The sequence below is a fragment of the Rania fehmarnensis genome (assembly GCF_056494185.1).
In genome coordinates this window covers 342,303-355,336 of record NZ_CM151398.1, presented here as the reverse complement: position 1 = coordinate 355,336, position 13,034 = coordinate 342,303, and the positions used below count along the sequence as shown (strand labels likewise).

Annotated in this window: 9 protein-coding genes; 3 read left to right on the top strand and 6 right to left on the bottom strand. The window is 56.0% G+C overall.

What is annotated here, in order from left to right; translation table 11 throughout:
• Window positions 1-63 precede the first annotated feature (63 nt).
• Both prfB and SH573x_RS01290 read right to left on the bottom strand, forming a co-directional pair.
• Window positions 64-1,171, bottom strand: a protein-coding gene (prfB, locus tag SH573x_RS01295) for a peptide chain release factor 2 (protein WP_479352482.1) whose coding sequence is annotated in 2 segments (ribosomal slippage) — window positions 64-1,098 and window positions 1,100-1,171 — 1,107 coding nt in all. Because the reading frame shifts where the segments join, the coding sequence is not laid out codon by codon here.
• 210 nt (window positions 1,172-1,381) lie between these two features.
• Window positions 1,382-2,941 carry a hypothetical protein gene (locus SH573x_RS01290; protein ID WP_479352481.1) on the bottom strand — a complete coding sequence of 520 codons (1,560 nt, stop codon included), beginning with the start codon at window positions 2,939-2,941 and terminating at the stop codon, window positions 1,382-1,384.
• 287 nt (window positions 2,942-3,228) lie between these two features.
• Here SH573x_RS01290 and SH573x_RS01285 point away from each other — a divergent pair, with 287 nt between their 5' ends.
• From SH573x_RS01285 to SH573x_RS01275, 3 genes are all read left to right on the top strand, one after another.
• Window positions 3,229-4,935 carry a PulJ/GspJ family protein gene (locus SH573x_RS01285; RefSeq protein WP_479352480.1) on the top strand — a complete coding sequence of 569 codons (1,707 nt, stop codon included), beginning with the start codon at window positions 3,229-3,231 and terminating at the stop codon, window positions 4,933-4,935.
• Window positions 4,936-4,959: 24 nt separating this feature from the next.
• Entirely contained in the window at window positions 4,960-5,346 is a 387-nt protein-coding gene (locus tag SH573x_RS01280) for a hypothetical protein (RefSeq protein WP_479352479.1), read from the top strand.
• Between the two features lie 918 nt (window positions 5,347-6,264).
• Window positions 6,265-7,611: a 3-keto-alpha-glucoside-1,2-lyase-like domain-containing protein gene (locus tag SH573x_RS01275; protein WP_479352478.1), complete on the top strand. Its 1,347-nt coding sequence runs from the start codon at window positions 6,265-6,267 to the stop codon at window positions 7,609-7,611.
• A gap of 24 nt (window positions 7,612-7,635) precedes the next feature.
• Here the strand turns inward: SH573x_RS01275 and SH573x_RS01270 are convergent, their stop codons facing one another.
• The 4 genes from SH573x_RS01270 to SH573x_RS01255 form a co-directional block, all read right to left on the bottom strand.
• Window positions 7,636-8,145 (bottom strand): hypothetical protein, encoded by a 510-nt coding sequence (locus tag SH573x_RS01270; RefSeq protein ID WP_479352477.1) that lies wholly within the window; start codon window positions 8,143-8,145, stop codon window positions 7,636-7,638.
• A 256-nt stretch (window positions 8,146-8,401) separates the two neighbouring features.
• Window positions 8,402-10,048: an ABC transporter permease gene (locus SH573x_RS01265; RefSeq protein WP_479356846.1), complete on the bottom strand. Its 1,647-nt coding sequence runs from the start codon at window positions 10,046-10,048 to the stop codon at window positions 8,402-8,404.
• Window positions 10,049-10,251: 203 nt separating this feature from the next.
• The gene (locus tag SH573x_RS01260; protein WP_479352476.1) at window positions 10,252-12,057 is read right to left on the bottom strand and encodes a sensor histidine kinase; all 1,806 of its coding nucleotides are present in this window, start codon (window positions 12,055-12,057) and stop codon (window positions 10,252-10,254) included.
• A gap of 31 nt (window positions 12,058-12,088) precedes the next feature.
• A complete protein-coding gene (locus SH573x_RS01255) occupies window positions 12,089-12,841 on the bottom strand; it encodes a response regulator transcription factor (protein WP_479352475.1) in 753 nt (250 codons plus the stop codon).
• Between the last annotated feature and the right edge of the window lie 193 nt (window positions 12,842-13,034).

The following is a 13,034-nucleotide window of genomic DNA, read 5'->3' as shown; positions in this document are numbered from 1 at the left end:
TTATGTTCCTTTATTGCTACCCATCATAACCCGGCGCGGTAGGCCTGGGTGGTGATGGCTGTCTCACGGAGCGTTCTCGGCCATGCGATAACGCAGGAAGGCTTCCAGGAAACCTTGGATATCGCCAGCCATAACAGCGTGAAAACTATTTTGTAAATGTTCGGTGCGTGAATCTTTGACGCGTTGCTCGGGGTGCAAGAAGTAGTTGCGAATCTGCGAACCAAAGCCTACGCGGGCTTTGTTCTTGTACTTGGCCAGCTGCTCGGCTTCGCGACGTTCTTCTTCAACGCGAGCCATACGCGCTCGCAACATTTTCCAGGCCATGGCGCGGTTCTTGTGTTGACTGCGCTCGCTTTGACAACTGGCCACAATTCCCGTGGGAATGTGAGTCAAGCGCACGGCACTATCGGTCTTGTTCACGTGCTGGCCGCCCGCGCCGCTGGCGCGGTATGTATCTTCGCGAATATCTTTGTCAGCTATTTCAACTTCAGTTGAATCGCTGATGTCAGGTGAAACATCGACGGCGGCAAAGCTGGTTTGGCGTTTGCCTTCCGCATTAAAGGGGCTGATACGCACCAGGCGATGCATGCCCTCTTCGCCTTTTAAATAGCCATACGCCATGGGACCGCGAATCGCAATCGAAGCGTGCGTGATGCCTGCCTCTTCGTTGTCCTGACGATCCATCAGTTCCACCGTGTATCCACGTGCACCCGCCCAAGCGATGTACATGTTCAGGACCATCTCGGCCCAATCGTTGGCATCGACACCCCCGTCCCGCGCGTACACGCTCAAGATGGCGCCGTCGGCATCGTGTGGCCCGCTCAGCATGGCTTGCAGTTCCAACTGCTCGACCTCGTGCTCCAGGCGTACAATCTCTTGAGCCACTTCGGCTTCCAAGGATTCGTCCTCGACAGCCATTTCCAGCAGACCATCCAGGTCAGCCGCGGCATCCAGCGCGGCCTTCAGCGGACTGACCACGGCGCGCAACCCTTTCAGCTGGGCCACGGTCTGCTGGGCGCGCTCCGAATTGCCCCAGAAGTCAGCGGCGGCCATTTGGGCTTCGATGGCCTCGACGTGAGAAGCTTTACTAGCGTAGTCAAAGACTGTCCCGCAACTGCGTCAAACGTTGACGAATGACTGCAGCTCGATCGGCCAACTCTTGGCTGCTCATCGGGACATCCTTTCTAAGAATCAAAAGAAAACATAGGTCACTTGTAGGCTTCACAGTATACCCGTAATCGCTATTCGCGAAACCGCACCAGTTGCGCTGGGCGAAATCCAAACTCTGGCGAGTTCGGCTACGACGCTAACTTCCAAACTCTGGCGAGTTCGGCTACGGGGTAAGTCGGCTACGGGGTAAATCGGCTACGGGGTAAATCGGTTACGGATGAAAGCGAATCAGTTGCACGCCACCGAAATCGTAGATCTCGCTCGATTTCAATCCTGCTAACTGAAGGCGCCGGTCCAGAGCGATACGTCTACAGCGCACCGCCAACCACCAGGAGCCGGCCGAACCGATGTGAGGCTCGATGCGCTCCCTCCAAGTAACAGGATCATTGAGCAGTCCGATAACTCGCGCCTTTTGGCCAGGTCGATAGATGCTCTGCAGTGGCAGCGACAAATACGTCGCGAAGTCTTCGGGTAGACGTGCCGCGTGGTGTTGGCTGGAGTTGCCTTCGATCAAGCTGCTCGCGCAGAAGACCAGCGGCTGAGGTTCGCTCGACTGGAGGATCGTGGCCCGCACGGCTCGCCAATCTTCGCCCCGCAGCGGGCCGGCCAGCTCGCCTCGACTCCAGCTGGTTAGCGTGCCTTGTTGAACGACCAACATCAGCGGCATCGCGATCACCGTGCACCAACCATACGGACTGGGCCAGCGGTGCATAACGCTGGCTGCCCACATGATTAGCAAGGGCGATGAAGCAAACAGATAACGCGGATGCATCAGCGGCGCAATCCCAGCCGCCGTTAGCCCGACTGCTAACAGGAGCGGAATCGCCCAGGCGGACAACCAAAACCACTGCATGCAATTCAAGTGATTGGCTGGTGTAGAGCGGCTGTCCCCAGCCGCTCCGCAGCCGGCAAGTCGCTCGCCTGAAACACGCCTCACGCCAAGTATCGCACGCTGGCATGCGTACAGTGAGCAGCCGAGCATCACGGGAACTGCTATCGGCAGAATCGGTAGTTGATGGACGACATTGCCCAAGCTGGTATCGGCCGCAAAGGCTGCCCAGGCCCTGCGGGCTTGCCAGGTGCCCCCCAGCACCCACCCGGCTGGCGCACTGCCCAGGATGAAAACACTGACGGCCAGCAGCAGGAGCTTGAACCAGACGACTTGCCGAGTGACCGCGGCCATGGCCAACAGCGTGCACCCTTGCGCAACCCACGACAACACCATGGTTGGCTGCAACCAGAAGCCCAGGAGATTCAGCCCTAACCACCAACCCACAGGACGCCCCTGCCATCGCCAGTTCGAATCGAGTCCAGCAGTAGTGAGCACTTTGGCCAGTTGCCACCAGGCCAACAAGTTCACCAGGGCCAGCACCGCGTAGGGCCGAGCTTCGGAGGCGAAGAACACTTGCAGGCGATCCAGCCCAAGCACCGCCAGCGGGCCGAAGATAAACCACGGGGCGCGCGAGCGCGCCGCCCCAGCCCAAAACGTGGCGAAAGTCACCAACATGGCTAACCACGCGATGAGCGAAGTGGCCCGCAACGCGAGTTCACTTTGACCAACTGTCTGCACGACCAGCCATTGCCACCAGAAATAAACTGGCAACTGATTTCCCAGGGCTGCCCGCGGCCCCACCTCCCCCAATCGGCCGTCCGCGGCCCAAGCGGTATGCAGTTCATCCAACCACAGCGACTGGCTGAGTCCTACCCCGGCGGTAGCCAAGCTCATGACAAAGGTCATCACTGCGATCGAACAGCCAGTTTTGTGCGGCATGTGTTGGCAGTCGACCTGCAGCAGAATTGGGGGAAACCAGGGAAACCTGGATTGTAATCACTTGACTTAAAACCCGCGGCGTTGTGCAATAAAGATAGTGGGGAGTAAACTAGAGAGGCCCAAGTGTCTCCTTTCGCTCCGCGAAAGGAACGGCGTAACCGCACGAGATCACCACTTCATCCAACACGTGGATGGAGAAAAGTGAAGTTTCGTAAGTTAGCCGCGACCAGGGGCCGCCAGCGCCGGGACACCAACACCGGCGGCACAGCCTTCACAAGGAACTCCTCATGTCTTCTCGTCTTCTGCCTACTCGACTTCGTGCGGCGCGTCGCCGTCGCGGCTTTACGCTCTTAGAAGTGCTGATCGCGACCGCCATCACGCTGCTGATGATGCTCTCGCTGGTCCAAGTCTTCAAGATTATTGGCGACAGTATGAAGCAAGGCCGAGCTGCCCTGCAGATGAACAACACGCTGCGAGCCGTCACCTTCCGCCTGCGCAACGACCTCAGCAACTTAACCGTCCGCGTCGACCCACCGGCCGACCAAGGCTCCGGTGGTGGGTACCTCGAGTACTTTGATGGGTCGATGACGGATTATACAGCGGGGCTGTATGCGGGCGCCAGTTCAAATCGCTTCGGCGACGCTGATGACATCTTGATGTTTACTGCGCGTGCAGGCGATTCTTGGTTTACTGGCCAAGTACCGGGAGTCGTTGTAGGAGGCACTGGAACGGTAACATTAACATCGCAGCTCGCGGAAATTGCCGTTTTTGCTCGGCCCTTACTCGATGCTTCGGGTGCAATGCTTGACGTTGACTTGAACAGGTTTCCTGACGGATACCAATTACATTACCGAGTTCTCCTTATACGGCCGGATTTGAATAATGCTTCCGGAACGTTGAATTCGCTAACTGTTCCTGCCGATACGCCAACTGCCATGGCCGATGCTTTTCAAGTCTGCGATCTCTCAATGCACCGAGTGTACAATTCCAGTGACGGGCTTGGAGGCGGCCAAGATTATGTTGCAGCAAATAGCCTGGAAGACCTAGCCAATCCCACCAATCGATTCGCGCACTATCAATTTGTACTTCCGGCGCCTCCGTATGGAGGATCTGTCTCCACTACCATGCCACTGCTAGTCTTGGATCCCATACCGAACTCACAGTTTGGTGCATTTAGCGCCAGCGATCGGGACCCAGGAACTGCAGGTGGATTGGCTGGAAACTTTTTGCATCGCAGTTACGTCTTGCATGATACAAGAATAGGTGAAGACATTCTTGCGACCAATGTCTTGGCTTTTGACGTCAAGGGTTATGACTCCGGCGCTGCGGTTATTGGAATTCCTGGACCAACGAACAGCGGGGCATTCACTGGCGCAGATGGCTCAGATGATCTGGTGCTTACCCCGAACGATCCTGGTTATCCTGCTGCTGCAGTCGGTAGTCCAAACATCGTTTCCTACGGCAGTTACGTAGACCTGATGTGGGGGCGGAAGACGATCGCTGCCGGTGGTTCAGGAAGCCTTCTGTTGTCCACGGAACTAAGCGGATTGAATTCATCTGGGACAGGTTACTCAGACGGTTTATTGAAATCTGGAAAAGTTCTTTATAACTCTGCGGCACCATTGGTCACGCCTCTTGTCTTACAACCGACCTTCGACACTTGGACGACCTCGTACGAATCAAACGGCACGCTTGAGGCTGAACTTTCCGCTGGTTTCGGATTGGTTGCTGTTGATAATCTCGCCCGAAGAAATGGTTCTGGTGGTAGTGATGCACTTACCGCCCGTACAGTTTGGCGTCGAACTGTTGTTGATGGTGGCACAGACGGCATCGACAACAATGGCACGGGTGGAGTTGATGAGGCGGCTGAGCGTGAGACATCGCCTCCGTTTCCAGTCAAGCTGCGCGGCATTAAAGTTTCCGTACGCATTGAAGACATCAGTACGCGGCAAGTGAAACAGATGTCGGTGGCCAACGAGTTTGTGACTCAGTAGTTTGATAACCGGTTGCGATCGAATATGACCACGCATCGCATCCGCTTGCCTGCGCCATGGCAAGTGCGCGAAGCCAGCGACCGACTGCAGAAACGCTGGCACATCCAGCGCAAGTTCAATAGGCCCACGGGTATCGCCAGCGATACCCAGTTGGCCATCGAGGTCGCGATGCCTGCTGGCGGCACGCTAGTGCAACTGAACTGTCGGCTGAACTCGCAATTGCTTCTAGTTGCCTCCCCCGAGACACTGCCTACTAGCGGGGAGCTTGATGTAGTTCGTTACAGTCTGCCTCTGGACATCCTGGCCGACGTTAACCTCGTAGAGCTCGAGTTGGAATTCGCTCAACCTCAAGAGCTAGTCTGGCCGCAAGTTTGTTTGGCGTTGGCCTCGGGAGGGCGAAGGTCCTCCTGAGATGTAGAGCGGCTGTCCCCAGCCGCTCAGCACCCGGCAAGTCGCTCGGCTGTAACTTTGGTCGCTTGGCCGGACGAGACTTGGGTTAGAGGGTTCCGAGCAGCTGAGGACAGCTGCTCTACCACTGAGATGTAGAGCGGCTGTCCCCAGCCGCTCAGCACCCGGCAAGTCGCTCAGATGTAACGTTGGTCGCTTGGCCCGACGAAACTTGGGTTAGAGGGTTCCGAGCAGCTGAGGACAGCTGCTCTACCACTGAGATGTAGAGCGGCTGTCCCCAGCCGCTCAGCACCCGGCAAGTCGCTCAGCTGTAACGTTGGTCGCTTGGCCGGACGAGACTTGGGTTAGAGGGTTCCGAGCAGCTGAGGACAGCTGCTCTACCACTGAGATGTAGAGCGGCTGTCCCCAGCCGCTCAGCACCCGGCAAGTCGCTCAGCTGTAACGTTGGTCGCTTGGCCGGACGAGACTTGGGTTAGAGGGTTCCGAGCAGTTGAGGACAGCTGTTCTACCACTGAGATGTAGAGCGGCTGTCCCCAGCCGCTCAGCACCCGGCAAGTCGCTCGGCTGTAACTTTGGTCGCTTGGCCGGACGAGACTTGGGTTAGAGGGTTCCGAGCAGTTGAGGACAGCTGTTCTACCACTGAGATGTAGAGCGGCTGTCCCCAGCCGCTCAGCACCCGGCAAGTCGCTCAGCTGTAACTTTGGTCGCTTGGCCGGACGAGACTTGGGTTAGAGGGTTCCGAGCAGCTGAGGACAGCTGCTCTACAACATCCGTTGTTCGTGACGGTGTTGGGCTCAGCTACGAGCATTCGCCCTCCCTGTAAAAGGCGGAGCCGAGACAAATGTGGGTTGCGCAATTAAGATAAAGATATCGCCCCTCCGAAGCTCTCATCAGAAATTGTCTTATCGCACAAGGTTCACAATGGTAAAGCGATGGCTTGCGCTGTTGGTATGTCTGCTGCCGGTTGCCGGTACGGGATGTTCCAGTGAGTCCGATTTGGCACGACCGACTTCGGATTCGCAGCAAGAAATGAACGCACTGCCGCCCAACCGGGGTGAACAAGCTCGCATCGGGAAACTCCAAATTCCGCTGGCAGGTCCCGCAGTGATCCCTGCGGTGCAGGAATTTGAGGCCAAGAGCTTGCTGGAAAGCTGCTTGCCACCCGCACAACTGTCCGACGGTTGGGTGCGGCTGTACGACAGCTCGACGCCCCTGGGTTGGTTCTTCATGGGGTCCGCTAACTGGCAATTCGATGGTGGAATGATCACTGCCGACGCGGGAGAACCGAGTGTGCTGTGCACCAGTTTCAAGATCAGCGACTTCGAGCTGTTAGTGGACTTCAAATGCCCCACCAGTACCAACAGCGGAGTCTTTCTACGGACCGTGGCCGACCCACGCGACGTGGAACGCGAATGCTATGAGCTGAACATCGCTCCGCCTGAGAATCCCTTTCCCACCGGCAGCCTGGTCAAACGACACAAAGTCGAACCGGCCGAGCTAGGCTCGGTCGATCCCGATCAATGGCACACGTATCGCGTTATCTGCCAAGGCGATCAAGTCACCGTGTGGCTCGACGAGAAACAGATCGTCGATTACACCGATCCCAAAAAACTGCGCACCGGTTACATCGGCTTGCAGTATCGCGAGGGCACCGTTCACTTTCGCAACGTGTTGATGCGACCGTTGAATACTGAAAAGATCAGCACCGGTAGTGATTGGCAAGATGCTTGGACAACGCTCGATAATTCCGATACCACTTTAAAAGTGGATAGCGTCGATGATGGCCTGCACATTCAAGGCGGCCCAGCTCAACTGGCAACCAAGGACCAGTTTAAAGACGTCATCATTCAAGCCGTCTACACTACGGCTCGACCAGACGTCGATAGCGGCATTCTATTCCGCTGTGTACCAGGCCAGCTTTTGCAAGGCTACGAGATGCCGATCTACCACGGACCGTACAACCCCAAGGAGAATCCGAAACAACAAACCGGAGCTCTCTCGATTCCCACCAAAGGCGATTATACCAACGCCAGAGAACTGGTAGGCGATGGTTCTGAGCCTACCTATGTAACTATCATCGCCGATCAAGGTCAGTTCACGACGTTCGTCAATGGCTTGATGATTCAAGACATGTCAGATACGCGTGCCCAGCATGCCAACCCCAGGCACGGCTGCCGTTTCGAGGCCGGCCCGATCGCGCTGGAAGCTGCCGATGCGAGCACCGACGTAACCTTCAGCCAGATCAGCGTCAGCCGAATCGAGCACTAATCTCGAATTGGACGGCCCACGTGCCTAGGTCCCTTTGACCGAGTCGAAGAACATTTCTAACGTCGTGCGCTGATCGTAATTGACGATCAAATGATCGCCAGGCATCAGCGCGTAGTTCTCTTCCAGGTTCTTAACTTTGCCCGTGTCTTTGACTTGCACGTCCATGCGCACCGGCGGAGTGTTGGGGCCGGTGGGACGCATGATAGAGATGTTGACTCCACCGACGCGCTCATGAATCTTGGCGTCCTGGACCAGCGTCTCGACAAACATTGGTCGGTCTTTGGACAACGGAATGCGTTCCACGTGTGGCTTGTCGCCAGGATTGCGGACTTCCATGATGATCGACTGACCATCGCTAGCCCATTGGCCAGTGGGAGTCGGCATGCCGCCCGGTGGAATCGAATAACCTGCCGCTTGCAAATACGACGTATCAAGCTTTTCCGATCGCTTCTTACCCAACAATGTGAAGCAGCCTGTTTGGCTGAGCATGATCACGCTGAGGCCCAGCCCAATCCATTGAGTCTTCGTTTTCACTTTTGCTAGCTTTCGGTAGATGAATACGGCTTCCTGCCCGTCTTCTAGATAGATCGACCGCGGGCAGGCCGTAAATTTAGCCAAAGCAGAAAAGTTTACTCAAACGCCCCAAAGCGGCTGCCGGGCTGTAGAGCAGCTGTCCTCAGCTGCTCCGAACCCTCTAACCAAAGTCTCTTCCGACCTCTGGTCCAGCGTTACAGGCAAGCGACTTGCCGGGTGCTGAGCAGCTGGGGACAGCTGCTCTACGGTCTGCGAGCTACCGACCTGTCATGCCGACGCGTTTTTGTAGTAGGAAAGCGGTCACGCCGAACATGGCTGCGATGGCCAAGGCGCTGAAGGCGAAGTAACGCGCTACTAACATCCAGCCATGCCAGACGTCGACTTTGGCCCAATCGTTTTCCAGCGGTACCCAGAACGAAGTCATCAGCGGGCTGCCGATGCCAATCCACTGCAACGTCTCCATGACGCGCGAGTTATCGCCACTGACATTCGTGGCCAAATACCAAGCGGCCACAGGCAGAAAGTAGACGCCAATCAGCACGGCGTAAGACATCAGCATGGCTACCGAAGTTCGTTTGCAGAGTGCCGAACATAACATGGCACTTACGGAATTGAATACAGCCGCCACAAACACGATGATGAAGAACGTCAGAATCGACATCCAAATCGCGTAGTAAAAGGGTAACGCCAATACGAAAGCCAGCACGACCGGCCACATCAAGAACATCGTCAAGACATAACTGACGCGAAACCCGGCCAGCAATTTCCCCCACATGATTTGACTGGGTGCCAAGACTGTCGTGAGCAATAATTCAAACGTTTGTCGTTCGCGTTCGCTAGTGAGCGAACCGGCTGAAAACACCGGAGCAACCAGGATGTTAAACAGCAACACATAACAAATGTACCAGGGCACCAGTTCGGGCGGCTGGTCAGGATTAAATGAGAATAACGTCACAGCCATCAGCGGAATGGCCAGGAGCATACTGATCTGAATGACCAGTCGCAACATGAGCGTACCTTGGCTGAACAGTTCGGCGTGGATCTCTTTGTCGTAGACCGGGTTGGCGTTGTCGTGCATGAGCGTCGTACGACGCGGCGGCGCGAACAGGCGATCTGGAAATTGATCGCGCTGAATCACCATGCCAATCGCTTCCTTGGATTCTTGCTCCAAGTCGATCACGTCTTTACCTTCGCTGCCCACGTCGGGTGGATACAACAATCGATGCGCGGTCCAGCGACATAACAAGCCGCTTATGACTAAGAAGATCGGCGGCAAGATGAAGGCCGAAATCGTCAACCGCAAATCGCCTTGGGTGCTAAAGCCTCTCCAGAACAAAACGCCAATCATGACTAGCGGAAGAATTGCCAGGTACGAAACTACCAGCGAACTAGCTGTGCGTCTGAAGCCTCCACTACAGGCCAAGCCAATCGAACCGAACAGCACGACCGAGGCCATCAACCATAGATAGGCGGCCAACACTTCGTAGATACTGACGCCACCCAAGGGCAAAGCCAACATAACAATCGGCAGCGAGGCTACGATCAATACCGCCAGGTGAGTCAGCGAAGCCACCATCTTGCCAATGACAATGGCCCACGGATGCAAGGGGCTGGCCAACAACATCTCATAAGTCTTGCGTTCCTTCTCACCACTAATGGCTCCTGCAGCAAATGTAGGTGCCATCAGCGAAGCAATAATGTATTGCCCTAGAAAGAAGAAATCGACCAATTGCACCGCGGCCGATTGATCACTAGTCAAATCCACACGTTGGCCACTGGGATAAGCCGCCAAGAGGACTGCAGAGAGAGCCACTTGATAGATCAACATTAACCAAAATGATCGACTGGCTCGGAGGTTAGTTAGCAGCTCGCGTTGCAGGACGGGATTCTCAACGAGCAACATAGACAATGTTATTCAAGATAAAGGATAGTCTCCTTTCGCTCCGCGAAAGGCACTAGGGGCACATTCTACGAATCATGAGCTTAACAGAATCGTACGGCAAATTGTACTCGGGAGGGTACAGTCGATCGCCAGCTAGTTTGAGCCAGAGTCTCCTTTTGCTCCGCAAAAGGAACCCTTTCGCGGAGCGAAAGGAGACACTGGGGCTACGAGCTCTCCAATTTTTGCGTTTGCATAGGCAGAGTGACGATGACCGAGGTGCCGACTCCAGGCTGGCTTTCGACGGCAATAGTGCCACCGTGAGCTTCGGTGATCGCGCGACAGATACTCAATCCCAATCCGGTTCCACGGGTGGGCGTGTCGCGTCGCCGGGACTTGTCTCCACGATAAAAACGTTCGAACAAACGTTTCTGTTCATTCTCCGCTATACCCACGCCGGTGTCGCGGACGATCAAGCGTTGACCTTGACCGGTAGCCTGCAGACTGACAGTGACCGTTCCTTGTCCGGGTATAAACTTGATCGCGTTGTCGATGAGGTTATTCAGCAGTTGACGCAGATGCAAACGGCTGCCATCAACAATGATTCCTTCTGCGATATCGGTCTGAAGCTGGACGTCGCGACTCTCGGCCACTGCGCCAAACATATCGCAAGCTTCGCTGGTGATCTTGGAAAAGTCCACCGTCTCCCCGCGACTGTCATAGTGTGCCGATTCAGTTTCTGAGAGCAACAGTAGTTGGTTGACCAGCAGTTCCAAGTTGCCGCATTCCGATACGATCGACTCGAGCACTTCGCAGTATTGCTCGGGTGACCGCACCGAACTTAGCGCCAGTTCGGCCGAGGTACGCAGGGCGGCCAACGGTGTGCGCAGTTCATGCGCGGAGTTGGCCAAGAGGTCTTGGCGCTTGACGAGGTATTCCGCGATACGGTCGAGCAAGCGATTGAAAGCGCGCGACAACTGATCGATTTCGTCTTCGGTGTTACTGATCGGCAATCGTTCGTCCATCTGCTGTGGACGCAGGCGATCCGATGTACGAATCATGGCTTGCAGCGGACGCGTCGCTCGCAAGGCCAACCAATAACCGCCCATCGGTGCCACCACAATCGCAGCCAGAATATTCAGCAACATCATGCGGTCAGTAGTATCGGCCGAATGTTGGATCGATCGAATAGAGGCTCCAATCCTGACGCGCACGGGACCGCCTCGCGCGTTCTTGACTGTCCGCTCCATCACTCGAAATTGATCGACCGTCGTAGGCACACCGTCGGACAAGCGAAATCCATCAAACTCGGCAGGCACTTTTACTGACGTCCAGTCGGGCACATTAAATGTTTGCCAGATGATGCGCGGTCCTGTCTCTTTAAGTTCCGTGCTGCCGCTGGTGTCGACTTGAAGAACTGCTTCGTCCGTGGCTGGATCGCCGATGCTTTGGCTACTCATCAGCGTGACATTGATGGCCGGTCGTTGAGCGGCGGGGGCGGGACTGGGCTGGTCGTCAGCGATTGGGCTAGTCGGCGGGCTAGTCGCAGGCGTGATGGAATCGGCGGCAGGCTCAACGGCCGCTTCAACAGGTGAGTCTTCGGACGGTTGATTGGCTGGGGGCGAGTCGGTGTGGGGCGAGGCCGGCTCGGACTCTGAGGGCGGTCGATTTCTGGCTCGTCGACTGCGGCGGCTCTCATCGCGTCGTTGTTGTTCTTCGCGCCAGCGAGCCATCTCTTCGCGACGCCGCTGGTCTTGACTTGCCTTTTCGGCCTGCCGCTCTTCGGGGGTGCGCATGTCGGCTAGCTGCAAGAACCAGGAGCGTTGTTTGTGGCCGCGGGCTTTGCGATCCATACCGGCGTGAAAGAATGGGTTATCCGCTTCGAAGACATTGACCAGGGCAATTGATATCTCGCCGAAATCGTCCTGCAGATCGTCGTCAAGTTCGCTCAGCAGGGTATAGCGGACGCCCTCGCGCAGGCCCCATAAAACACCCAACGAAGCGATGAACATGATCACGGCATTCCAGACCATGAGTCGAAATCGTAGGGACCGCACAGCGCTCTTAAGTTGAGCGAAGAACATAACCGCTGCCTCGGACAGTATGGATCATCTGGGGTTCATCCCCCTTATTGATCTTACTCCGTAGCCGGTTAATGTGCACCTCGATTACGTTGGTGACGCCTTCCCAATCGGCTTCCCACAGATGTTCGCACAGCATGCGGCGGGTAACCACCTGGTCGCTGTTGCGCATTAGGTACTCGAGCAGACGGAACTCGGTGGGGGTCAATTCGATGTCCCGCCCCTCGCGTTCGACTTTGCGCGTGGTCAATTCCATGTGCAAATCAGCCACTCGCAGTGCCGTGGTCGTCCCGCGGGAAGCTCGCCGACGAATGGCGTCCAGGCGAGCTGATAATTCAGCAAACGCGAAGGGTTTGACCAGGTAATCGTCGGCTCCGGCGTTTAAACCGGTGACGCGATCATCGATAGAACCCATGGCTGTTAAAATGAGCACAGGCACATCGTTTTGTTCATTTCGCAGCTTTCGCAGCAAATCTAGCCCCGGCATGTCGGGCAGCATAAGATCAAGCACGATCGCATCAAAACGTTCCTGGGAAGCTTGTTGCAAGCCTTTCAGTCCATTGTCACTCCACTGGCAACGATCGCCCTGATCGGATAACCCTTGGGAAATCGCCCGCCCCAATACCGGATCATCCTCGATGACTAATACTCTCACTGGCTTGCCTTTCGTCCCATCATCAACTTGATATTGCCGGCTATCGACTGGCCCCCCTGAGCCAATATCAGAGTAGTACAAACCCCCATCACCTTACAAAGTACCGCTCTAACATGTTAAAAGCTGACAAATTTTACATTTGTCTCCTTTCGCTCCGCGAAAGGCAGTCTGCTCCGCGAATAACCGTCTCCGCAAATAACCGTCTCCGCGAACCGTAGCTGCCTTTTGCGGAGCAAAAGGAGACATGATACTGGTCGTCATCGCGAGCCCAACG

Coding starts and splice junctions, on each gene's coding strand:
- SH573x_RS01275 (WP_479352478.1), top strand. CDS start 6,265: ATGGTAAAGCGATGGCTTGCGCTGTTGGTATGTCTGCTGCCGGTTGCC.
- SH573x_RS01260 (WP_479352476.1), bottom strand. CDS start 12,057: ATGGTCTGGAATGCCGTGATCATGTTCATCGCTTCGTTGGGTGTTTTA.
- SH573x_RS01285 (WP_479352480.1), top strand. CDS start 3,229: ATGTCTTCTCGTCTTCTGCCTACTCGACTTCGTGCGGCGCGTCGCCGT.
- SH573x_RS01265 (WP_479356846.1), bottom strand. CDS start 10,048: ATGTTGCTCGTTGAGAATCCCGTCCTGCAACGCGAGCTGCTAACTAAC.
- SH573x_RS01290 (WP_479352481.1), bottom strand. CDS start 2,941: ATGCCGCACAAAACTGGCTGTTCGATCGCAGTGATGACCTTTGTCATG.
- SH573x_RS01280 (WP_479352479.1), top strand. CDS start 4,960: ATGACCACGCATCGCATCCGCTTGCCTGCGCCATGGCAAGTGCGCGAA.